Here is a 23748-nt window from a genome sequence, read left to right on the forward strand (position 1 = left end):
AGTTGAGTCATCGATCGATGGCTTGTTTTGCTATGCCCATTTTTTAACTGGGTGCCCAGAGTATTCATTTCAGACTTGTCTTCCGAAGATATTTATTGAGTAAGGGTAATAACTTTAAATAGCCACCTCACGGATGGGGATAGAACCTTATTAACTTTTATTCAAAAATTCCACACTATTACTGCTTGCTAAACTTCCCTTTATAATCATTAAAGATTCCGCTTAAACCAGGACGCGATTGTTGAACAAGAATTATATGGGAGATACATGACTAATATGTATCTCCCTTTATTTTTTATAACTTGGTCTTAATAATTAAACAAGCAACACATAAACCTTATTATACAGGTACAATTGATTCAAGCGAACGAAGCAATTCCTCTTCCGTATCTTTTGTTACCTTCACGACTGTTTTTGATAAAGACGTTGATTTTTGCTTTTGGTCAAGCCACTTGGCAAGAGCTTTCGTTACGCTGATGAAATCCTTGATCGCTGTTTTGGTTAAAATTTCATATAAGCCTGTGAAATCCATTGTGAAAACACGTTTCCAGAATGCTTGGTCACAGTCATCCCAGCTTGTATTGTTTGATTGCTCAAGAATGAGTCGCAAGTCTTCTAAGCTGCTTCGGTATTTTCGAATCGTATTTTCAGATTTTCCTTCTGTCTTTTCCTTAAAGAAGGCAATGAAATCCTCTGCATAGAAATTGTCAATTGTATCAGGAGTAAAGCCTAGCTGCTCATAGTAAGGAATGTCCTCTTTTTTCACAGCTTTTGTTCCTTCACCGTGATTAGGAGCTCCCAGCTTTTCAATTTGTGATTGTCGCGTTTCCCCGCCCGTTACAAATGGTGAAAGCGGGAGTCCGAGCATTCTGCGAATGGAATTATAGTCTGCTGTTGCGATAACCTCTTTATTTTGCTGTTTAACAGCTTGATACGTACTGTATTCCATTTGCTTCAGCCAATGCTCGGCCTCCTCAACTCTGCCTTCCTCTATTAATTCTTTTATCGACAAGCCGTTAAATTGTCGAATTGGCTTATCGAATTCAAGGCGAATGTCATGCTGAGCGTAAACGCCAAAGTACGGCGGTGTGTCAGGCTCTAAAGACAAGACCATATCTCTGATTTCCGCTTGGACTGGAATGGAGAAGGTTTTTGTTTTTTCCTCGATAAATGTCAATGCTTTACGATCAAGCAAGCTTTTGATCATCTGTTTAAATTCTTCTACACGGGCAAAATCCAAGCTTGTAAACTGTAAATGGCCATTTTCTAAAAAGATCTTTCCAAAGATTTCAGCAATAAGGACCGGACCTGAAATTTCTGTATCTGTATAGGAATACCAGCAGTCAATCCAGCTGCATAGCTTTTTGTTTTCTTCCCATGTATCAATGATAAATTGTTCCTGGCCTTGTAAGAAGCTGGTTACCGCCTCATCATCCTCCACTTTATAGTCTAGCAAATAGTCATGGATCTCTCTTTTTTCATGAAGAGCAGCGTCCTGATCCGTGATAAGCGCTGCTAAAATTTCCGGGAAGTAATCAAACATAACCTGTTCACGGCTTTGCTTTGTAGATTCGGTAAACTCTTCAACCTTTTTCATCGCTCTGCTCAGACTATAAGGATCTTCAAAGACGCGCACACCATTAAAATAGAAGAGATCATTATACGGTTCTAGCAGGGCAAACGTACCATACCAAGGAATATATGCAGGATCTGTGTCCTTTAACATAGGTACGCGGTATTGTTCCTTCGTATCCATATCTTCAAAGACAATGATCTCATCTTTCTTATCAACAGCTTGGACAAATTTCGGTGTTAGCTCCTCCCACGTTTTCGCCATTTGCATTTCTTCTGCTGTTAGGCGCGACTCCTGATTAAACCATTCGATGCCGCGAAGCCCGTTTTCAAAACGATGGAAGAAAAACAGCCAAAATTCAAAAAAGCCGGTTTCATACTTTCCTTTAATGGCATGGAGCGTACGCTTTTTAAATTCGGCTTGCAGCTGGTAATATTGAGTTGCGGATACTTTTTTTGTGATAAACTCTTTTAATTTTAACACAAGCAAATGTTTGCTTTGCAGAAATCGTTCTTCTCTTACTTCGTGGATTTGAACGACCTTCGCTTGATTCAAGCAGCATTTCTTATATTTTTTTCCACTGCCGCATGGGCATGGATCGTTACGTTTTACTGTCAAATTGATCACCTTTTTTTATAAGATAAGAAATTATAACTTTTGAACTTAGTCTTGGTGTCTAGCTCCAGCGCCTAGCCCCTCTAGGGTCTAGCCAATTTTGAATTGAAGGCAAAGAACGCCTTCTATTCTAAATCGTCTTATTTGCCCTAGGCTGATCAAGGCGCTTACGCTTTTCTTATACCATATGTGATTTTAGATGAAGTTACCGAACTATTCAAGTGATTGTTTTTTCCTGCGGTAATGAAACCTTCTTCCTGCACAATACGTACTTATAGTAGTTAAACTAATAGGAGTCGATTCGAATGAAACAATTCTTTCATTTTTTACTTCGTTCATCAACAGCTGCTTTTTCTACAGGCACTATATGGCTTGTTAGTTTTTTTCCATTAGATCAACCCTTTCTTTATTCAAGCGGGTATGCGCTGGGCGGGGGCGGGCTTGTTTACCTGACAATGAAAGGGATCACTTCCCGACGTTTTTTGAAGCAGAATCAGCTTACAAGGAAAGAATATCTCTATATTAAAAAGAATTTAGAGGAAGCGAGCAAAAAAATCAGAAGGCTACGCAAATCGCTCTTACAAGTGAGAACCATTGGTTCAATTAAACAAAATATCGAGATCATTCGTGTTGTGAACAAAATCTACTCCATTACAAAAAATGAACCAAAGCGTTTTTATTTAGTAGAACCATTCTTTTATTCACACTTGGATTCAATGGTAGAAATAAGTGAAAAATATGCATTTTTAGCAGCGCAGCCGAAGAAAAACGTAGAGCTGAATATTTCCTTAAGCGAGACGCGCAGAACGATTGAAGAACTTGCGGAAACGCTGGAAAAGGATTTATATGATGTGCTGGCTAAGGACCTTGATCATTTACATTTTGAATTAGACGTTGCAAAGCTTACCATCGATAAAACCAATAAAAAATGACCGTTGGAGGGTATTGTCATATGAGTAAACAAAATGAACTTGATGATTTACTAGCCAATCCATTTGGCGACACCGAGATTGTGAACGATGACCAAGCAGCACCAGCAAAACCTGGCAGACTGATTGATGTTTTACCTGAGGAAAACCGTCAAAAGGCAATCCAGCTTGCCGAGCAAATCGATCCGAAAAACCAGCAAGCGATCTCCTTATATGGAACACAAGCGCAAACAAGGCTGATGAATTTTTCCCATACAATGCTTGACCATGTACAAAAAAAGGATAGCGGCGAGATTGGCGTCATTATCAGTGACCTTATGAAAAAGCTTGAACAGGTAAGTCCTGATGACTTAAAGCCGGTCAAACGCAATATGCTCTCTCGAATGTTTGGGAAAATCTCAAACTCCGTTCAGGAAGTGCTGTCAAAATACCAAAAAACCGGTGCGCAAATCGATCGGATCAGCGTTAAGCTTGAACATTCAAAGAATGATCTGCTTAAGGATATCAATGTCCTTGAACAGCTCTATGAAAAGAACAAGGAATACTTTCATGCTCTAAATGTGTACATTGCAGCAGGGGAGCTGAAGCTTGAGGAATTAGAGAAAAAGACTATTCCTGAATTAAAGAAAAAGGCTGAATTGACTCAGGATCAAATGGCTTTTCAGGAGGTAAATGATCTGATGCAATTTGCCGACCGCCTGGAAAAACGAACACATGACCTTGTGCTAAGCAGACAGATCACGATGCAAAGTGCACCACAAATCCGCTTGATTCAAAGTGCGAACCAAGCATTAGTCGAAAAAATCCAGTCGTCCATCACAACGGCCATCCCGCTTTGGAAAAACCAAGTAGCGATCGCACTTACTCTGCTTCGCCAAAAGAACGCCGTTGAAGCGCAAAAGCTCGTTTCAAAAACAACCAATGACCTTTTATTAAAAAATGCAGAAATGCTCAAAATCAATACACTTGAAACGGCAAAAGAAAACGAACGCGGTCTTATCGATGTCGACACACTAAAGAAAGTACAGGATCACTTAGTTTCCACACTTGAGGAGACACTCCGCATTCAAGCCGAGGGCCGCGCAAAACGCCTGCAGGCTGAGCAGGATTTGGCTTCGATGGAGACGGATTTGAAGAAGAAACTGGCTAGGCTGTGAAGAAGAGAGTATGGAGGTACTCTCTTTTTTCTTGTAATATCAGAATTTATATATTTTCTTAACATAGCTTGCGTTTCTGAATCTAGCTCCAGGCGCCATCGGCTCTAGGGTCTAGTCAAACAGGAATTGAAGGTAAAGTACACCTTCTATTCCTGTTCGCCTTATGCTTGTCGCCGATAGGCAGGCGCCTTGCGCTTTTTTTAGTAGAAATTATACGTAGGAGAATAACATGAGCTTCACAGCCCAGACGACTGGCGAACTTTTTGGGAAATGAATTCTGAAGAAGTCTATTAAAGGATAAACTACAGAATGAGAAGTGAAGAACAGTCTCATAGGAGGCCTCACAAGGACAAAAGTCAGAAAAAGAAGTGAAGAAAAGTCCCATAGAAGGCTTCTCAAGGACAAAAATCAGAAAAAGAAGTGAAGAAAAGTCCCACAGAACGCCTCTCAAGGACAAAACCAGAAAAAGAATCAAGGAAAAAGTCTCATAGAAGGCTTCTCAAGGACAAAACTCAATGAGAAAAGCGAAGAAAAGTCCCATAGAATACCTCTCAAGGACAAAAATCAGAAAAAGAAGTGAAGAAAAGTCCCATAGAATGCCTCTCAAGGACAAAACCAGAAAAAGAATCAAGGAAAAGTCTCATAGAAGGCTTCTCAAAGACAAAACTAAGAAAGAGAACCAAAGAAAAGTCTCATAGAATCCAAAAAAATGAGAAACCCCACACACCCTCCCAATTGGTAAACATGATGCTTGACCTTTCTTATTAGGATTTGATCACACTTTTAATTTTACAGAGGATTTATCTAAAAAAGGTTTTTGCAGGGAAATCCCCATGAAAATAGAATCAATACCATATAAGAAGATAAGTTCCAATGGGAGGGAGCATGGTGGAAAAATATAAAGTAGCAGTAACAGATTATGAATATAAAAACTTACAGATTGAAAAAGAAGTACTAGCAAAGGCAAATATGGAATTGATCATAGCGCAATGCGATACAGAAGACGAGGTGATTGCTGCGTGTAAGGATGCAGATGGGCTGATTAATCAATATGCACCAATTACTCGAAAGGTTATTGAAAGCTTGCCGAATTTGAAAATTATTTCAAGGTACGGAGTAGGAGTTAACACGATTGATGTAGAGGCTGCAACAGAAAGAGGTATTATGGTTACGAATGTAAGCGATTACTGTGTTGATGAAGTGGCAGATCACGCCTTTAGTCTTCTGCTTGCTTCAGCACGAAAAATCGTTCAATTGAACAATGCGGTCAAACAAGGTGTGTGGGATTACAAGCTGGGAATACCGATCTATCGCCTCAGAGGACGAGTGCTTGGGCTCGTAGGGTTTGGAAAAATCCCGCAAAACTTAGCTGAAAAAGCGAGAGCCTTTGGGTTGGAGCTATTGATTTACGATCCGTATATTTCTGATAAGACTGCAGATAAATATGCTGCGAGATTAGTAGGTTTAAATGAACTAATGCAGCTTTCTGATTTTATTTCCGTTCATTCCCCTCTTACAAAGGCAACAGAAGCGATGATCAGTGATGAACAGTTTTCCCTTGCAAAGCCAGAAGCATTTATTATCAACACATCAAGAGGTCCTGTCATCGATGAACAAGCGTTAATTCGTGCTCTTGAAGAAGGAAAAATTGCTGGTGCCGCTTTAGATGTAATTGAAAAAGAACCAATTAACCCAGCAAATCCGCTGCTAAAAATGGATAATGTTATTTTGAATCCGCATATAGCCTGGTACTCTGAACAATCTGAGGTCGAACTAAGACAAAAGGCCACTCAAAATGCCGCAGATGCCTTACAAGGTAAACGTCCAAAATATTTGGTGAACGATGAAGTGATTCATTTATCAAAATAGTCAAAAGCAGACGTTTATTTCCCGGAAAATACATCCTTCGACTGAAAATGACGGTGAGGGAATGCATTAGTTGACAAATAAGGTGTTTAAATAGAGCCAGTCCCTTTTAATTGAGGGACTGGCCTTATTTCATGGGGTGCTTAATTGGCGTTCAATCGTTCTCTGAGTTGAGTGGGTTTTGGTGGGTTCTGTGTCATTGGGAAATGCATAGGTGTTGGCAAGTGAGCAAATGACGATAAAAATAATAGTAAAGATTACCAGTTGTCTTGTGTTCACAAATTTCCCCTCCTTAAGTGAGACGTTTCTATCCCCATTTTTGTCATTTTTTCACCTTTATAATCAATCTCATTAAAAAGTTGTCATGAATTGGATTAATAGGATCATAGCATTTTTAATTCAGAAAGAAAGTTTCCGATATTAGATTGACAAGTTTATGGTTCCTGCCTAAAATTGAAAATGATTATCAATTCTAATTAGGAGGCACCATTTTGTTTAATAAATCAAATAGTCGAAATATTTTAATAACAGCAATCATTATTCTATTTTTATCCACGATATTACTTGGTTGTACAAATGCCAGCGATACTGATTCAGCGTCAAATGACGATAATGACAATATGTTTACGATCGCTTGGCCGAGAGATATAGGAGAAATGAATCCCCATGTTTATAATCCTTCACAATTATTTGCGCAGTCGATGGTGTATGAACCGTTAGTAAGCTATCAAGAAGGCGGCGAGCTAAAACCGCATCTAGCTGAGTCATGGGACATTTCGGAGGACGGCAAAGAATATACGTTTCATCTTCGTCAAGATGTGAAATTTTCCGATGGTACAAGCTTTAACGCAGAAATTGTGAAAAAGAATTTTGATACGATTTTAAACAATGTTGATTTGCATAGTTGGTTAGGTTTCATTACGAAAATCGACCGAACTGAAGTAATCGACGAACATACGTTTAAACTGATATTAACCGAACCATATTATCCAACGATTCAAGAGTTAGCTGTTGTCAGGCCAGTTCGTTTCTTAGGTGAAGCTGGATTCCCTGAAGATGGTGATACCTCAAAAGGTGTCGTTGAACCAATTGGTACAGGTCCATGGGTATTGGAAGAGTATAAAACGGATGAATATGCGATTTTCAAACGCAATGAAAATTACTGGGGCGAGCTGCCAAAGGAAGAAAAAATCCAAGTGAAGGTCATTCCTGATGCGGAAACGAGGGTACTTGCTTTTGAAAAAGGTGAGCTGGACCTAATTTACGGAGAAGGTTTGATCAGTTTAGATGCTTTCAAACAATTGGAATCTACGGGAGATTATGAAACGAGCATTTCAGAACCAGTTGCAACAAGGCAGCTAGTCATCAATTCAACGAAAGAACAGCTTTCCGATGAACGGGTACGTCAAGCGCTGCATTATGGTTTTAATAAAGAAGCACTTGTTGAAGGGATTACATCTGGCTACGAGGAAAAAGCAGATTATATTTTACCGACAAACCTCCCTTACACAAAAGGCAATGACGCTAAGGTCATTGATTATGATGTAGAAAAAGCGAAATCGTTATTAGATGAAGCAGGGTGGACGCTTCCTAAAGGAAAAACGGTTCGTGAAAAAGATGGACAGCCTCTTGAAGTCGAGTTGATGTATGATTCAGCAGAAACAATTCAAAAAACAATGGCAGAAACGCTGCAAGCTGAGTGGGGAGCCATTGGTGTAAAATTAAACATTGTTGGTGTAGAATTAACAGAGCAGATTCAGAGATTTAAAGATAATAAATTTGATATTAATTTCTTTAGTAACTACGGAGCTCCTTATGATCCTCATACATTCTTAAACATTGTTTTGTCAGAAGGATTTGGGTTTAATGAGGCGATTTCAGCATATCCGAACAAAGCCGAATTACTGAAACAAATCGCCGAGGTTCCGAAGACAACAGATGAGGAAAAACGCCAACAGCTATACTCGTCAATTTTAACATCAATCCAAGATCAGGGAGCGATTATTCCGATCTCTTATGTTAAGAAAACAGCGATTTATCAAAAGGATGTTACTAATTTTACTTTCCCTGCTAATCGCGACGAACATCCATTCACGGGAATTAGCATTGAGCAGTAAGTAGCAGGAGGCTTTCATGGGCACCTATATTTTGAAACGCATGATATCTATTATTCCGGTTTTTCTTTTCGCTACACTTCTTACGACCGGAATGATCCATCTTTCACCGGTAGATCCGGCTGAGGCCTACTTAGCAGCCGCCCATATTCAACCGACCGATGAGATTTTGGAGCAAAAAAGACAGGAGTTTGGTTTAGATCAATCATTCTTCACTCAATATGTAAACTCAATTATGAAGATATGCCAGCTTGATTTTGGCATATCTTATGTTTCGAATAAACCAGTTTGGGATGAGGTTACAGCCCGAATCCCGGCAACCTTCCAGCTTGCTTTAGGAAGTATTGTCATAGCTGTTCTAGTGAGTATCCCGCTAGGATTTCTTGCTGGAGTAAAGAAAAATAGCGTAATCGACCATTTTAGTAGGATTCTCTCGTTTTTAGGGGCATCGATTCCCTCTTTTTGGCTCGGTTATCTTTTGATTTTTTTCTTTTCTGTTAAACTTGATCTTTTTCCAGTTGAAGGTATTGGGACATGGCAGCATCTTGTTCTGCCTTCTGTGACACTGGCCCTGCCGTTAATTGCCATCTATACAAGATTGCTGCGTGCGAGTGTGCTTGAAAATTTGCAACAGCCATATGTGCTATTTGCGAGGACAAGAGGAATTAACGAAACAACGATAATGGCCAAGCATGTCTTACGGATTGCCATTTCCCCGATGATTACGGGACTTGGGATGAATCTTGGGAAGTTACTGACTGGAACCATCATTGTTGAAGCCGTTTTTTCTTGGCCAGGATTCGGGCGGTATTTTATTGAAGCTATTTTTAATCGTGATATACCGGTCATTCAATGCTATGTGCTGATTGCAGCCACCTTATTTATTTTAAGTAACTTACTTGTTGATTTAATTCAAATGTATATTGACCCGCGTATTTCCAGGAAAGAAGGACATCAGCAATGATCATAAGTGTACCTAAGATATTCAGAAGTCAAAAAGTTATTCCGATCTGTTCGATTATATTAAGTATTCTTGTGATCATTGCGATCTTTGCGCCATGGATTGCACCAAATGATCCGATTGCGGTCAACTTAGCTTATAAACTTCAGCCGCCTTCTTGGGCTTATCCGTTAGGAACAGATCATTTAGGCAGATGCAACTTTTCGCGGATTTTATATGGGGCGCGCCTTTCATTAGGTTTTGCGATGCTAATTTTTATTTCATCCATCCTCATTGGTTTACTTGTTGGCACTTTTTCAGGGTATAAGGGTGGCATTATTGATCATGTTTTAATGAGGTTTTGCGATGGTGTCATGGCATTCCCAAGTCTTATCCTTATTCTTGGACTTGTTGGTATTTTCGGACCTGGACTTACGCAAGTGATTATCGCACTGATGCTTGTGCAATGGGTCTACTACGCAAGAATGTTCCGAGGAATGGCCCTTAGTCTGAAGGAACAAAACTTTATTGCAGCTGCGAAAATAAGCGGCTCTTCGCAATGGAAGATCATTAAAAATCATATTGTTCCAAATGTGCTCCCGCCACTTGTCGTCATGGGTACATTAGAAATGGGCTGGGCGATTATGGATATATCCGCGATGTCGTTTCTAGGGTTAGGAGTGCAACCTCCTACACCTGAATGGGGAGCGATGATTCACGAAGGAAAATCATATATTCGGACAAATCCAGAATTAATGCTTTATCCAGGATTAATCATAATGGTTGTTATAGTTACATTCAATTTACTAGGCGAAGCGTTATCAGAACGGTACGGTGTCAAACGAGATTTTAAAAAGGGATGAGAATATTGGGTGCAGAACAGTCGAATGTGTTACAAGTGAAAGATTTACATGTGCAGGTAAAAACAAAAGATGGTGTTATTCCACTTGTTCAAGAGATCAATTTTGAACTAAAGCGTGGACATGTACTTGGTCTTGTTGGAGAAAGCGGCTGCGGTAAAACTGTGACAAGTATGTCCATTCTTCAGCTTCTTGATCGGAAAACGACAACGATTGAAGGAAGTATTACATTACAAGGGCGCGAATTGAACGGTTTAGCTGATAAAGAAATGCGGAAGTTCCGCGGCAAGGATATTGCCTTTATTATGCAAAATCCGATGAATGCTTTTACACCTGTTTTTACGATTGGCCACCAATTTATTGAAACCATTCGCTCACATACAGGGTGGAGTAAAAAACAAGCAACAGAGCTTGCCATTGAGGCCATGCAGCATGTGAACCTGCCCAATCCTGCTAATCTATTAAAATCATATCCTTTTCAATTGAGCGGCGGTATGCTGCAACGGGTGATGATTGCCATTGCCGCCTGCTTGCATCCAGCCGTGATTATTGCGGATGAGCCAACTACCGCACTTGATGTAAATAATCAAAAGAAAGTGCTGTACCACTTAGATAAAATTCGCTCTGAATTTGGATCAGCCATTTTATTAATCTCCCATGATCTTGGCGTCATTTCGGAAATGGCCGATGAAGTAGCCGTTATGCAGAATGGCAGAATCGTAGAAAAAGCGGATGTGTTTCAACTATTTGATGAGCCGCAGCATGAGTATACGAAAAAACTGCTAAATGCACGCTCACAAATACATTTTGACGAATCGCTTATCCATTTTGCTTGAATAAGGAGTGAACAAATGAGTTTATTACAAGTAAAAGAAGTCAGTCATAGCTACGGATCTCGAACGTTTTTTAACAGGAAAGGCCGCTCTAAACAAGTACTATCCGATATTTCACTTGAGATTGAGGAGGGTACATGCTTAGGAATGCTTGGTACGAGCGGGGCTGGCAAAAGTACGTTAGGAAAAGTGATTCTTGGTTTGGAACGACCACAAACTGGACAAATTTTGTTTCAAGGCCATGAGATTTATACGGCAGATAAGCAGACTCGCCAAAAAATTCGTCGCGATATTCAAGCTGTCTTTCAGGATTCATACTCATCCGTGAATCCCCGCATGACAGCCGAACGGATTATTGCCGAGCCGTTAGAAAACTATGAAAAGCTTACAGCAGCTGAACAAAAACGAACAATTATTGAATTATTGGAGCGGGTTGGACTAAGTGAAGCGGACTTGAAAAAATACCCGCATCAATTTAGCGGCGGGCAATTGCAGCGGATTAATATTGCAAGAGCGATCTCCCTTAAACCAAAGCTGATTGTTCTAGACGAATCTGTCAGCAGTCTGGATATGGTTAACCAAACCCTTATTTTAGAATTACTAAAGGAGCTAAAAGAAGACTTCGGGTTATCTTATTTCTTTATTACCCATGATATTAAAGCTGCTTATACGATAAGTGATACATTAGGTGTGCTAGAAAAAGGAGAATTAGTCGACTTTTACGAATCAAAAGATCAGTTTTTTACGTCTGAACATCCTGTCGTAAAAGAGATGCGCGGGTCGATCCTTGCCGAGCACCCACGGTTTCGCTCGATTCGAACGAGGGTTAGCCATCGTTAATTGATATTTTTTCGAATGCCTCGATTCATTTATATAATCGGGGCCTTTGTTTTTGAAGGAGGAAAGGTGGATGAATCATCGTGCCTATTTGGCTTTAGCGATCCCACTAACAATCTCAACGATGACACAGCCATTATTAGGGGCTGTCGATACAGCCGTTGTCGGGCAGCTGCCTGATCCAGCTTATATTGGCGGTGTTGCCGTTGGGACCCTTATCTTTAATACATTGTATTGGGTCTTCGGGTTTTTACGGGTTAGCACATCTGCTTTTGCCGCACAAGCTAACGGGGCAAGCGATTCAACTCAAGGAGTGCTTGCTTTATCCCGTCCATTTTTATTAGCTGCTATTGTAGGTATGTGTTTTATTCTTTTACAATGGCCGATTGAATATGCCGCACTTACATTAATTGCCCCTGATTCGGATGTAAGCAAGTTTGCAGCTGAATATTTTCGAATCCGAATTTGGGGAGCTCCCTTCACATTGATGAACTACGTGATTCTTGGCTGGTTAATGGGGATGGGGAAGATTAAAGAATCTTTATTTTTGCAAGTATTAACGAATGTTTTGAACATGATGTTGGCGATTCTTTTTGCCCATGTCTTTTCTTTTGCTGTAAAAGGAGTCGCTGCAGCCACTTTGATTTCTGAAATGACAGCCTTCGTATTAGGATTGCTCATTGTTATGAAGGCATCACCGTTTGCATGGAAAATGCCATCCATTCAAGCACTTATTGATACACAGTCTTTGAAAAAGATGTTTAATGTTAACAAGGATTTGTTTATCCGAACGATTTGTTTATTAGTCGTTATTAATATGTTTACAGCAAAAGGTGCCTCGTTTGGTACAGAATTACTAGCTGCCAATGCTGTGTTATTTCAAATTCATTACATTATGGCTTATTTCTTTGATGGGTTTGCCAACGCCTCGAGTATTCTTGTCGGCAAAGCGGTAGGAGCAAATGATGAAAATTTATATAAAAAGACGCTAAGCTTATCAACGCAATGGTCAGTGATAACGGCTTTTGTCCTCGCTTGCGTATACGGAGTATTTCAACAACACATTATTGAGCTTTTTACAAATCTACCTAGTGTGATCGAACTTTCAACCAAGTATGGAGGATGGCTTATCATCTACCCGTTTGCTGCTTGTTTCGGCCTTGTTATTTACGGTGTCTTTACAGGAGCAACTGAAATTGCACCCGTGCGAAACTCGATGATTTACGCCATGATCATCTATATTATTATCCAAATCACAGTAACCCCTATTTGGCATAATCACGGCCTATGGCTTGCCTTCATTGTCTATACAATTGGACGATCCGGGTTCCTTGTTATGTATACTCCTAGATTAAATAAAAAATTATTGCATCTATCGGAGGGCGTTTAAAAGGTATTTGTAAAGCCGCAAGAATTAAAAAACATTTTAGGAGCACTTAAAAAATAGTATTGTAGATAACAAAATGTAAACAACCTCAAAACACCGTTCAAAATAGAACGGTGTTTTATATGTTAAAAGGACAATCGTATTATCACTTCATACAATTCGTGGAAATTGCTGACATAATTAGCTATCATGAAAGATGAATAGCTAAGGTTTCGGAACGTATAAGGGGGATCGGCCATGAACAACGAATCAATATTAATTGTAGAGGACGAAGAAAAAATTCAACGTTTGCTTGAAATAGAGCTTGAATTTGAAGGCTACCAGGTCGTGAAGGCGTCAGATGGAATAGAGGCGCTTGAAGCGTATCGTTCGGGGAAATGGGATTTGATTTTGCTGGATGTGATGCTGCCGGGACTAAGCGGGATTGAACTGCTGCGCCGGATCCGGGCGAAGGATTCATATACACCGGTTATCCTGCTAACGGCAAAGGGCTCTGTTGAGGACAAGGTGTCAGGACTTGATCTTGGAGCAAATGATTATATCACAAAGCCATTTCAAATAGAGGAGTTGCTTGCAAGAATTCGTGCTGTGCTAAGAATGCGTGCAACTGCACCTGCCGCAGAACCTGAAGCGGAGGAATGGTTAACAGCCGGGGACTTAAAGCTGAATGAAAAGACGCGTGAAGTCATGAGGGGCGAGGATGAAATTGAGCTGACACCAAAGGAATATGATTTACTGCTTTATTTATTGAAAAATAAGCGGCAAGTATTAAATCGGGATCAGATTTTAGAGGCGGTTTGGGGCTATGATTATTTTGGCGACACAAATATAGTCGATGTGTATGTTCGCTATGTTCGAAAAAAGCTTGACTACAACTATGAGACACCGCTCATTCATACGGTAAGAGGCGTTGGCTACGTTTTAAAGGATGCAAAATGAGACTGCGAAATAAAATCAATCTATATACCGCTGTTTTATTTAGTTGTTTGTTAATCATCATGAATGTCTCGATTTATCTTGTGTTCAGCAAGATGATGATCTCAAATGAGCTTGAACGTTCCAAATCAGAGGCTGCGATGGTGGCTAGTAAAGTCAGTGTAGACGTAATGAATATTGCCGACCCTGGAAATCTGCTTCGTGCCTATGTACCTGTAGATGGAATGCTGCAAATTGTCTTTGAGCAGGATAAGCCCACAACGATTACATCCCGGACAGAACAAGAGTTAAAAGGCAGAAGCACAACCTTTTATCCTGGTGAAAAAAGTGACGTGATCACGTTTCATCAAAAAAAATATGTGTTCACATCAAATCCGATCATTTGGAAAGACGGAAGCATTGTCAATTTGCAATTTACAAAGAGTATTGAAAGAACAGAGGAGATGCTGGCGATCCTTCGAGTTGTCCTCCTGGCAGTAACGTTGATTGCCATGATCCCTGTGCTTATTTCAACAAGTCTTTTAAGTAATCTTATTACAAGTCCGATTCGTTCGATGATTGATACGATGAAGGACATTCAAAAAAGCGGACAATTTAAACGTCTGAACCTAAAAGGGAAATCAAAGGATGAGCTCGTTGAGATGGGCAACACCTTTAACCACATGATGGATTTGCTTGAGACAAATTTTGAAAAGCAGGAGCAATTCGTATCAAATGCTTCACACGAATTAAAAACACCGCTGACAATTATTGAAAGCTATGCCGATTTGTTAAAAAGAAGAGGCAAAAAGCAGCCGGATATATTTGATGAATCAATCGACGCAATACATTCTGAAGCGGTAAGAATGAGGGACATGACCGAGCAATTGCTGCTGCTGGCAAAGCATCAAGCACAATGGAAGATCGAGCTTGAAAAACTCAATTTACATGAACTTGCAGCAGAGTCAGCAAAAGTGTTCCAAAATACCTACCAGCGCCAGATTGATATCCATGTGACGGAAGAAATTAGTGTCACGACCGATCGTCAAAAAGTAAAGCAGCTTTTGTTTATTTTTTTAGACAATGCCCGTAAGTATAGTGATGAAGAAATTGCTGTTTATGTTGGGAAAACAAGTGAGAAGGAAGCCTATATCCGCATTGAGGACAGAGGAATCGGCATTCCGAAGCAGGACCTGCCGAAGGTGTTTGACCGTTTTTATCGTGTTGATAAAGCAAGAAGCCGCAAGCATGGCGGTTCAGGCTTAGGACTTTCAGTAGCAAAAGAAATTGCCGACGCGATAAACATCAGGATCGAAATGGACAGCCTTGAAGGCAGGGGAACAACGGTAACGTTGTTTTTACCGCTAGCTTAATGTGATTTCTCAGTAAATTCTCATCTTGCAGCGATATAATAATCGAAACAACTTTATAGAGTTTTTTGAAATGGAATTTTGCAACTTTCATTAATTTTTTTGCAGCTTTACGATTTTTTTAGCAATTCCAAATATAGTGGTGGTGTGACAAAATGACCAAGAAAAAATGGTTCTGGTTCGCTGGAAGTGTGATCGTTTTAGCTTTGATTCTCTTCATTAGTTTGCAATGGTGGGTACCATCATTATCTGCCCAAACGTTAACAGAAGCTGAAGCAAATGAAGCCGCAAAGGAGGTCTATCCTGGTAAAATTATTCAGACCATAAAATCAGATGATGAATATCGGGTTACGATGAAGCTTGAAACGGGGACTTATCTTATTCGAATTGATGCAAAAAGCGGTGAGGTCATTTCAGTTAAAAGAGAAACAAAGGCTGAGCAGCCAACAAAAGAGGAACCCCCAAGCAAACCGGAAAAAAAGCAGTTAACTGAAAATGAAGTAAAAGAAATTCTTGCTGCAAAAGGTGAAGTAAAATCAATTGAGTATTTGCAAGAAAAAGAAACGTCGTACTACAAAGCGGTTGTCAGCAAAAACAATACTTCAACTACATTCAAAATTGATTCTTATTCTGGTGAGATCATTGGCACTGCAACTGAGCCGTCGCGCCTTTTAAAAGAAGAGGAAGCAATTAAGCTCGCTCTGGAAGAAGAGAAAGGAACAGTTGATGATGTGGAATTTGAGGAACCACCTGATCAATCGCCATATTATTTAATTGAGATTGAACAAGAAAATGGTGAAGATGCTGTCATCCAAGTCGATGCCTATACTCGTGAAGTTAAAACCGTGTTATGGGAAGACCATGAAGAAGCTGAAGATGAAGACGATGAAGATGAATCAGAGTAAATCCAGAGAAAAAATTAATCCGTTTCTCATCAAATTTTAATCTTTCTTTTCTTCTCCTTTCATTTTTGCTGTTTATAGTAGAGACTGTAAGACGAAAACAGAAAAACATAGGAGGAAAAAGAAATGAAAAAAATCGTGACAATGACATTGGCAGCAGCCGTTGTATTAGGTGGTTCACTTGCAATCAATCATGGATATGCACAAGAGGACAGTCAAAAAGCTTCACAAGCAAAGGAATTGATCGGTATTGAAAAAGCGAAGGAAGCTGCATTGGCAAAGGTAAAAGGGACGGTCGAAAGCGTTGAATTGGAAAAGGATTTTTCGAAAACCTATTATGAGGTAGACATTGATCAAGACCAAAAGGATTTTGATATTGATGTTGATGCATATACGGCGGAAATTCTAAAAGTTGATGAAAACCGAGATGACGACGATGATGACGACCGTGAGCTACAAGCAGCTGCAGCAACAGATATTATTTCAGAAAAAGAAGCCATTGAGATTGCGAAAAAACATGTGACAGGTGAAGTTGTTGAAATCTCATTAGATGAAGATGACGGCAGATATGAATATGATATCGAGTTAAAGACAAAGGACGGCAAAGCGGAACTTACGATAGATGCTGTAACGAAAAAGGTCACAGAGCTTGAAATGGATGACAATGATGACGACGGTGATGATGATTAAAGGAATAGAGGTATAAATAGAGCCCCCACGCGTAAAATAGTGGGGGTTCTTTTAACGTTTAAGAGAGAGTAAATTGGCAGCGAAGAAGCGAATTTGACGTAATCGTTAATTTTACGAATTTAAGTTTAAAGACAGCAGCGACAGTCGGCGAGCTTTCTTTATGGAAAAAAGCAGAAATCTAAGCTATGATGAAAAGAGAGAAATTGGGTATTTTTAGTAGGAGGTTTAAAAATATGGTTAAATTTGATCTTCACACACATAATGAACTTTGTGGACATGCTATCGGTACAATTGAGGATTATGTAAAGCAAGCCATTGAATACGGGCTTGACTATATTGGGATTTCAGATCACTCACCTTATTTTTACAGCGAAGAAGATCAACTGTATCCAACGATTGCCATGGCGAAAAGTGATTTTGTCCCGTACATTGAAGAAGTCATGCGTTTAAAGGAAAAATACAAGGATAAAATCCACGTCTTATTGGGAATGGAAAGCGACTTTTACCCTAATTATATCGATATTTATCGAGATCAATATCTTCTCCATCCGTTTGACTACATCATTGGCTCTGTGCATTATGTGCAGGATCTAAATATTTTTAAAAAAGGACGCTGGGAAGGGCTGACCACTCAAGAGCAAGTAAGAGTGAAGGAAGAATATTATGATCTAATTCAGCAATCAGCGAGAAGCGGCGTCTTTCAAATCCTCGGACATATTGATGCGATGAAAGGATTTTATCCGGCATTCTCAGACATCGAAACAGGAGCTGTGGAAGAAACATTAAAAGTGATTGGTGAAGAGGATATTGCGATTGAAATCAATACATCCGGAAAAACAAAGGATTGCGGCGGCTGGTATCCATCGGACGATATCCTGGAACGCGCCCTCTTCTATAATGTAAAAGTCACCTTTGGCTCGGATTCTCATAAACCTGAACGGATTGGCGATGAATTTGAACAGGTGAAAAAACGGCTAAAGGAAATCGGCTTTAAAGAATGGGCTTATTTTGTGGAAAAGAAGCGGGTTATGACTGCACTTTAAAAAGCAAAAAGAAGTAACGCGCTTTGGTTGTATAGCGTTACTTTCTTTTATATATCCACATCATCTTTTTTTGTTATTTTTCTATAGATAAATTTTATCAAGTAAAATATCACAGTAATGATAACATACACGAAAAAGATCGCCATAAAACCCCATAGGCCGATGACGGCATCAATAAACTCCATATTGCCGCGATTAGTGATTGCCTGCTGAATTTCGATGGCAAATACAAGAACAAACATAAAGGTTAACGTATAGAAAAAGGCGATTAGATGGATGCCAAACGGAAGCTGCGACAACCACTTCGTGATCACATACACACACGCAAATGCCACAATCCCGATAACCCCCATTATCCAAAAATGCATATCCTTATCCGTCATCTGCAACCCAAGAACATCATTTAAAATGAGAATCAACAGATCATGAATCGCATTCACAACCTCAACAATAAACTTAATACCCTCTCCCAAATTCTCACTCACCTTTTTTGTGGACAGCCCCACAATTAATCAATATCTACATCTAACTATTAATTTTACAATTTTAGGGACTGTTCCCGCAATGACTATTTATTTACATTCAAGCGTGCATTCTCCTGCTGTTAAAATTTATTTTTAATTTTTAGGACAGTCCCCAAAAACATAAAGATCCTGCACTTCTGTCAAAAGAAGTGCAGGATCTTTTATTAAGAGATAAGCGTATAAAATTTATACTTAGTTTTTGTGTCTAGCTCCAGGCGCCTAGCCCCTCTAGGGTCTAGCCAAATTGGAATTGAAGGCAAAGAACGCCTTCTATTCCAAATCGTCTTATTTGCCCTAGGCTGAGCAAGGCGCTTGCGCTTTTCTTTTGTCACATACTATTAAATAAAAAGAATACACCAATGCCGAAAAATAAAATGAATAATAAGATAAGTAAAACCGAGATGACAAAGATTATCCAGCCAGCGACTTTGCGGCCTGTACGAATGAAATAAATGCCGAGTACAATTGGTCCAAAGATGAAGCCTAAAATTCCCCAGAGCCATGGATTTTTATTATGCTTTGGTGCATCGATGGCTAAATAGATCGCAATGGCGATCGAGACAATAAAGCCAAAAGAAAATTCCATCTTAATCCCTCCCTAAATCAATCATCCCTTAAGGATATGACATTCAGCTTGTTTTATTCCGAATACCTATACCATAGCCTTTCCCTTTAGTATATGTCCTTAATCCTGTAGATTATTTCAGGATCTTAATGAAAATTTAAAAACCCCTCACTCACAAAAAAGCCAGCCCATATGGACTGACTTTTTACTTTAGTTCGCACTAGCCGTATTTGTTGAAATTTCCAAATGCTCTTTCAGTTGATTAGATAGAGCCAAGCGCTCTTCTTCTGGGACGATATAATAATAAATTCCATCAATCATATCACCATTGCCCTTAACTTGAAATTGTTCAAGATTTTGACTTGCTGCTTTATAGTTCGCTTGGATATCCCACATTTGATCGAATGTTAAGTTTGTTTTGACATTATCACGAACAACGCCGAACATGTCACCGAATTTTGTGATGGATGAGATGTTTGCTCCTTTTTTGATAACTGCTTCAATTACTTGGCGCTGACGATCTTGACGGCCGAAATCTCCGCGTGGATCCTCATAACGCATTCTTGTGTATGCCAATGCCTTTTCACCGTCTAATGAAACCATGCCTTTTTGAAAATGATAGCCCTCATAAGTAAAATCAAGCGTATTATTTACCTCAACACCGCCAACAGCATCAACTGTATCCTTAAAGCTTTCCATGTTGATTTTCACAAAGTAATCTACAGGAATATCGAGAAAATGTTCAACAGTGTTAATCGCCATTTCTGTTCCGCCAAATGCGTAAGCATGGTTGATCTTATCCTGTGTTCCTTTGCCGACAATTTCCGTTCTTGTATCACGCGGAATGCTGACCATTTGCGTTGAGTTTGTATTAGGATTCACTGTCATTAAAATCAAAGAGTCTGAGCGTCCTCGATCACCTTTACGTTCATCAACACCCATTAACAGAATGGAGATCGGGTCTTTTTCCTTGAATTCCACTACTTCTGTCCGCTTTTCAGATTTCTCACGGTCCAGATCTTCATGAATGCTTGCGACCGTGTCCGCAGCAGATTTATATAGATAAAATGCATATCCACCTGTACCGAGGATAAGCAAACCAATTATGCTAAGAGCAATCAATAGAAACTTTTTCTTTTTCGTCTTCTTTTTTGTTTCCCTCATATCTATTTCATCCTTTTTTAGTTTAATGTTAATTGCCTTGCTATAACGATTATAGTTCTCTCCTCCTATTATCACAATCTTTTTTTGTAAAAAATTGTTTCCAATGACCCCGATTTAAAACGGCAGTAAATTGCAGCTATGAAGGGAAGTGTGTAAGATCCGGCGAAGGATTGTTGTTCAAGTTAGGCGAGCATAAGGCTGTGACGTCTAAGTGGGATCATTCTTGATTAATATGACGACAAGTCCATAATAAAGGTTTCACCTCTTGTTGAAATTTGTCAAAAAAATCGAATTAATAAGCATCACCATCAATCATTTTCCTTATTTCTCTTAACATTTACTTTTTTTATGCCGAAATAATAGTTGGAGAAAAAATAGGTTTTGTAAGGAGTCATTTAAATGGTAGGTCATGAGTTAACTGTGTATTTACAAATGATTTCCTAGCATTACTTATTTGCCCTAGGCTGATCAAGGCGCTTGCTTTTCTTTAAAATGGTTTGTAGATTCATAGATTTTATGTATAATTTTATATAGAAAAATGTCGATAATTGGGGGATATCAATGTGAAAAAGCTTCTTGTCATCGTCACACTGGTTGTTTGTGGGGCGGCGATTATTTTGGGCAATATCCATTGGAAAAATAAAATTTCTGCACATGGAGAAAAAGAAAAAAGCAACAGTACTGTTGTAGTAACCGAGGAAGAGTCCAACACGAGTAATGATATAAATACATATTCTAAAAATCTGCCCGAGCATTTGCAAAAGAAAATAGCAGAGGCAGCAAATATGGGAAAGCCGGTAAATCTAGTCATCTTTGGAACATCCAGTGAAAAAGAAGCATGGTCTGAGCAACTTAGCAAGGAGCTAAAAACCGTATACGGAGAAAACGTATTTGCGGTAACGATCCTTTCGACAGGTGATAAAACGACACGTGATCTTGTAAATGATGATTCATTTGAGCAAGTAAACGAGCTGCAACCTGATATTTTGTTGTTTGAACCTTCTATGTTGAAGGACAATGGTGTTGTAGGAATCAGTAATACGTTGGAAAATATTCAAACGATGATTGCCTCATGGAAAGCGGCAAATAAAAATATAACCTTGATGATGCAGCCTCCTAATCCATTATACTCTGCAACGTATTATCCGAAAGAGGTAGCACAACTCCAGGATTATGCAGAAAACAACAAAATCCTCTATTTAAACCATTGGGAGAATTGGCCGGATTTAGAGGATCCTAAAATGCAAGAATATTTAACCGAAGATAATAAAGCCAACGAAAAAGGAAATAAAATTTGGGCGGACTATTTAATTAAATATTTTATTGCGAAGTAGACGGTGATTGATTCATCGTCCTTTTCTTATTGTTTATACAAAAAGGAACTAAATTCAATATAGGTATTTTGACAGGTGAAAAAAATAACAGAAATCGCCAATATTTTCAAACAAAGCCTTTAATCCTATTGTTAAATTTTGCTATAGTAATAGTAGGAATCTATTAATCTGGGAGGTTACATGTTGAAATTTAAAATCTTTATCGTGATCGTCACATTAATTTCGGTTATCAGTTTTCAAGGGAAGCCAGCGTCAGCTTCCGAAAGTCTTTGTGGCTACACACCGGAAAAGGGGAAAAATCCCTCATTCCAACAGGTGAATTGTTTGCTCACAACCATTTCCCAACAATATGGAGTGCCGCCTGAAATAGCTAAGGCAGTAGCCACGGAGGAAAATGGAGCCTGGAAACAATTCAAGAGCGATGGAGAGCCGATCGTTACTACTGACGGTGGGATAGGCATTATGCAATTGACTACCTATGATCCTGCGCTTGAGGAGAAAATCAAATATAACGCGATTGGTAACATTGAAGAAGGGATGAAACGATTAGCGGAAAACTTTTATTCTAGAACAGATTTACCGAGAATCAATGATCATTCCCCAGAAAAGCTTGAAAGCTGGTACTTTGCGATCATGGCTTACAATGGAACAAAGCCGATAAACAGTCCTTTTCAAAAATGTACGAATTCTGAGATTACGAGAAATACAAAAGCATATCAGGAACGAGTTTATGCAAACTTAGAAAGCGATTATGAGGTAACAACAAAGGTTGACCAGCTGCCATTTAAAGCAGAAGACTTCCAATATACTTGCGATTCTAAGGAGAATATTCAATTCAAAACAAAGCATTACAATCTAGACGATTCGTTAACAGACTCTAAAGAATTCCATCTCCAAAAAAATGAATATATTGAAGCGACTCTCAATACAAATTTACGAGAAAAACCTTCAACCACAAGTTCGGTTATAAGAACGATTAGTAAGAATACAGTGATGAGTGTGCAAGGCCAACTTGTCTATGATGCGGTAAGCGACCGTATGAATCGCTTTGCTTGGGTTCCTGCAAAAATCGGGACCCAGCAAGGCTTTGTCACTTCTAAATATATAAATCGCATTGGTTCACGAATTTCTGGAATTGACCGTTATAAAACGGCGGTTCAAATCTCCAAGGCTGGTTGGGGCCAAGCGAACACAGTCATTTTAGCTAGAGGTGATATGTTCCCTGATGCTCTTGCAGGCGGTCCGTTAGCTTATAAATATGATGCACCGATCCTATTAACGCATAATAATAAGCTGACACCTGTTACAAAGGAAGAAATCAAGCGCCTTAAGGCAAAAAATGTGATTATCCTTGGCGGGGTTGGTGCGATTAGCGACACTGTCAAGAAAACAATCGAAACAGAACTAAAACTACCTGTCGAAAGGATCTCAGGTATCAACCGGTTTGAAACCTCTGTTAAAATTGCCCAAAAGCTTGGCGGAAATTTTGAAAAGGCAATCCTAGCATATGGAAGAAATTACCCTGATGCGTTAGCAATTGCTCCTTATGCAGCTCGACAAGGCTATCCGATTTTGTTAACAGAGAAGGAGAAGGTTTCAACCAATGTTAACAAAATCCTTTCAAGTGTTGAAGAAACAATTATCGTAGGCGGAACAAGTGTGATTAGTCCAGTGATCGAGAAGCAGTTAGACAATGCAAAAAGATTAAGAGGAGCTGACCGTTTTGCCACAGCGGTTCAAATCTTAAACGGCTTATCTCTTCATCAAAGCAAGATTTTCTTTACGTATGGTTTTAACTTTGCAGATGCTCTTACAGGCTCTGTTTTGGCGGCAAAGTTTAATGCGCCATTATTACTTGTTGATAAAAATAGCATCCCATCTGTTGTTTCTGAGAATATTAATGGACTGGAGTATTTTTATATACTAGGAGGAAATGGTGCCATTTCGGAAACACTAATCCCTTCCTTCCAAAGCTTAATACATTAAACTCCCAACATGAGGCTGTTTCAAAAGGTAAGTCTTTTGATTTAGCCTCATGTTTTTTTGGGGATGATAGAAAATAATTCTTTATAGAAAATTAACGAATCCTTAACTTTTCTATTGATAAAATACAATAAAATGAATATATGT

General features: G+C 39.2%; 20 protein-coding genes. 16 read left to right on the forward strand and 4 right to left on the reverse strand.

Annotated features, from left to right (window positions below; genetic code table 11):
* Positions 1–340 precede the first annotated feature (340 nt).
* Positions 341–2191 carry a YecA family protein gene (locus Q1B07_RS20785; protein ID WP_299093807.1) on the reverse strand — a complete coding sequence of 617 codons (1851 nt, stop codon included), beginning with the start codon at positions 2189–2191 and terminating at the stop codon, positions 341–343.
* A 302-nt stretch (positions 2192–2493) separates the two neighbouring features.
* Between Q1B07_RS20785 and Q1B07_RS20790 the strand changes: the two genes are divergently transcribed.
* The 14 genes from Q1B07_RS20790 to Q1B07_RS20855 all read left to right on the forward strand — a co-directional run bounded on the left by Q1B07_RS20790 (position 2494) and on the right by Q1B07_RS20855 (position 18031).
* The gene (locus tag Q1B07_RS20790; protein ID WP_299093806.1) at positions 2494–3120 is read left to right on the forward strand and encodes a 5-bromo-4-chloroindolyl phosphate hydrolysis family protein; all 627 of its coding nucleotides are present in this window, start codon (positions 2494–2496) and stop codon (positions 3118–3120) included.
* Between the two features lie 20 nt (positions 3121–3140).
* Entirely contained in the window at positions 3141–4274 is a 1134-nt protein-coding gene (locus tag Q1B07_RS20795) for a toxic anion resistance protein (RefSeq protein ID WP_299093805.1), read from the forward strand.
* 888 nt (positions 4275–5162) lie between these two features.
* On the forward strand, positions 5163–6143 hold the full coding sequence (locus Q1B07_RS20800; protein WP_299093804.1) for a C-terminal binding protein: 981 nt from the start codon (positions 5163–5165) through the stop codon (positions 6141–6143).
* A 488-nt stretch (positions 6144–6631) separates the two neighbouring features.
* The gene (nikA, locus tag Q1B07_RS20805; protein ID WP_299093803.1) at positions 6632–8257 is read left to right on the forward strand and encodes a nickel ABC transporter substrate-binding protein; all 1626 of its coding nucleotides are present in this window, start codon (positions 6632–6634) and stop codon (positions 8255–8257) included.
* A gap of 16 nt (positions 8258–8273) precedes the next feature.
* A complete protein-coding gene (gene nikB / locus Q1B07_RS20810) occupies positions 8274–9218 on the forward strand; it encodes a nickel ABC transporter permease subunit NikB (protein ID WP_299093802.1) in 945 nt (314 codons plus the stop codon).
* On the forward strand, positions 9215–10057 hold the full coding sequence (gene nikC, locus Q1B07_RS20815; RefSeq protein WP_299093801.1) for a nickel ABC transporter permease subunit NikC: 843 nt from the start codon (positions 9215–9217) through the stop codon (positions 10055–10057). Before nikB ends, nikC begins: the two co-directional genes overlap by 4 nt.
* 5 nt (positions 10058–10062) lie before the next feature.
* Entirely contained in the window at positions 10063–10890 is an 828-nt protein-coding gene (gene nikD, locus Q1B07_RS20820) for a nickel import ATP-binding protein NikD (protein ID WP_299093800.1), read from the forward strand.
* 15 nt (positions 10891–10905) lie between these two features.
* Positions 10906–11727, forward strand: coding sequence for a nickel import ATP-binding protein NikE (gene nikE / locus Q1B07_RS20825; protein WP_299093799.1), 822 nt, complete (start codon positions 10906–10908; stop codon positions 11725–11727).
* A 70-nt stretch (positions 11728–11797) separates the two neighbouring features.
* Positions 11798–13114 (forward strand): MATE family efflux transporter, encoded by a 1317-nt coding sequence (locus tag Q1B07_RS20830; protein ID WP_299093798.1) that lies wholly within the window; start codon positions 11798–11800, stop codon positions 13112–13114.
* 234 nt (positions 13115–13348) lie between these two features.
* On the forward strand, positions 13349–14050 hold the full coding sequence (locus Q1B07_RS20835; protein WP_299093797.1) for a response regulator transcription factor: 702 nt from the start codon (positions 13349–13351) through the stop codon (positions 14048–14050).
* Positions 14047–15399 carry a HAMP domain-containing sensor histidine kinase gene (locus Q1B07_RS20840; RefSeq protein WP_299093796.1) on the forward strand — a complete coding sequence of 451 codons (1353 nt, stop codon included), beginning with the start codon at positions 14047–14049 and terminating at the stop codon, positions 15397–15399. The genes Q1B07_RS20835 and Q1B07_RS20840 overlap by 4 nt, the downstream gene beginning before the upstream one ends.
* Before the next feature lie 152 nt (positions 15400–15551).
* Complete coding sequence (locus tag Q1B07_RS20845) at positions 15552–16301, forward strand: PepSY domain-containing protein (protein ID WP_299093795.1); 750 nt, start codon at positions 15552–15554, stop codon at positions 16299–16301.
* A gap of 123 nt (positions 16302–16424) precedes the next feature.
* A complete protein-coding gene (locus tag Q1B07_RS20850) occupies positions 16425–16988 on the forward strand; it encodes a PepSY domain-containing protein (protein ID WP_299093794.1) in 564 nt (187 codons plus the stop codon).
* Positions 16989–17221: 233 nt separating this feature from the next.
* Positions 17222–18031, forward strand: a complete 810-nt coding sequence (locus Q1B07_RS20855; protein WP_299093793.1) for a histidinol-phosphatase — start codon at positions 17222–17224, stop codon at positions 18029–18031.
* 47 nt (positions 18032–18078) lie between these two features.
* Here the strand turns inward: Q1B07_RS20855 and Q1B07_RS20860 are convergent, their stop codons facing one another.
* From Q1B07_RS20860 to Q1B07_RS20870, 3 genes are all read right to left on the reverse strand, one after another.
* Positions 18079–18504: a hypothetical protein gene (locus Q1B07_RS20860; RefSeq protein WP_299093792.1), complete on the reverse strand. Its 426-nt coding sequence runs from the start codon at positions 18502–18504 to the stop codon at positions 18079–18081.
* Positions 18505–18883: 379 nt separating this feature from the next.
* On the reverse strand, positions 18884–19141 hold the full coding sequence (locus Q1B07_RS20865; protein ID WP_299093791.1) for a hypothetical protein: 258 nt from the start codon (positions 19139–19141) through the stop codon (positions 18884–18886).
* A 189-nt stretch (positions 19142–19330) separates the two neighbouring features.
* Entirely contained in the window at positions 19331–20284 is a 954-nt protein-coding gene (locus tag Q1B07_RS20870; protein ID WP_299093790.1) for a LytR family transcriptional regulator, read from the reverse strand.
* Between the two features lie 563 nt (positions 20285–20847).
* Between Q1B07_RS20870 and Q1B07_RS20875 the strand changes: the two genes are divergently transcribed.
* Together Q1B07_RS20875 and Q1B07_RS20880 are read left to right on the forward strand one after the other, a co-directional pair.
* A complete protein-coding gene (locus tag Q1B07_RS20875) occupies positions 20848–21618 on the forward strand; it encodes an SGNH/GDSL hydrolase family protein (protein WP_299093788.1) in 771 nt (256 codons plus the stop codon).
* A gap of 180 nt (positions 21619–21798) precedes the next feature.
* Positions 21799–23604, forward strand: coding sequence for a cell wall-binding repeat-containing protein (locus Q1B07_RS20880; protein WP_299833546.1), 1806 nt, complete (start codon positions 21799–21801; stop codon positions 23602–23604).
* The last annotated feature ends 144 nt before the right edge of the window (positions 23605–23748 follow it).

Source organism: uncultured Metabacillus sp., from assembly GCF_947503125.1.
GTDB lineage: Bacteria > Bacillota > Bacilli > Bacillales > Bacillaceae > Metabacillus.

Bases quoted from the DNA above. Each gene is read 5' to 3' on its own strand.
- Q1B07_RS20790 (WP_299093806.1), top strand. From the start codon at position 2,494: ATGAAACAATTCTTTCATTTTTTACTTCGTTCATCAACAGCTGCTTTT.
- Q1B07_RS20795 (WP_299093805.1), top strand. From the start codon at position 3,141: ATGAGTAAACAAAATGAACTTGATGATTTACTAGCCAATCCATTTGGC.
- nikB (WP_299093802.1), top strand. From the start codon at position 8,274: ATGGGCACCTATATTTTGAAACGCATGATATCTATTATTCCGGTTTTT.
- nikC (WP_299093801.1), top strand. From the start codon at position 9,215: ATGATCATAAGTGTACCTAAGATATTCAGAAGTCAAAAAGTTATTCCG.
- nikE (WP_299093799.1), top strand. From the start codon at position 10,906: ATGAGTTTATTACAAGTAAAAGAAGTCAGTCATAGCTACGGATCTCGA.
- Q1B07_RS20830 (WP_299093798.1), top strand. From the start codon at position 11,798: ATGAATCATCGTGCCTATTTGGCTTTAGCGATCCCACTAACAATCTCA.
- Q1B07_RS20835 (WP_299093797.1), top strand. From the start codon at position 13,349: ATGAACAACGAATCAATATTAATTGTAGAGGACGAAGAAAAAATTCAA.
- Q1B07_RS20840 (WP_299093796.1), top strand. From the start codon at position 14,047: ATGAGACTGCGAAATAAAATCAATCTATATACCGCTGTTTTATTTAGT.
- Q1B07_RS20845 (WP_299093795.1), top strand. From the start codon at position 15,552: ATGACCAAGAAAAAATGGTTCTGGTTCGCTGGAAGTGTGATCGTTTTA.
- Q1B07_RS20850 (WP_299093794.1), top strand. From the start codon at position 16,425: ATGAAAAAAATCGTGACAATGACATTGGCAGCAGCCGTTGTATTAGGT.
- Q1B07_RS20855 (WP_299093793.1), top strand. From the start codon at position 17,222: ATGGTTAAATTTGATCTTCACACACATAATGAACTTTGTGGACATGCT.
- Q1B07_RS20865 (WP_299093791.1), bottom strand. From the start codon at position 19,141: ATGGAATTTTCTTTTGGCTTTATTGTCTCGATCGCCATTGCGATCTAT.
- Q1B07_RS20870 (WP_299093790.1), bottom strand. From the start codon at position 20,284: ATGAGGGAAACAAAAAAGAAGACGAAAAAGAAAAAGTTTCTATTGATT.
- Q1B07_RS20880 (WP_299833546.1), top strand. From the start codon at position 21,799: ATGTTGAAATTTAAAATCTTTATCGTGATCGTCACATTAATTTCGGTT.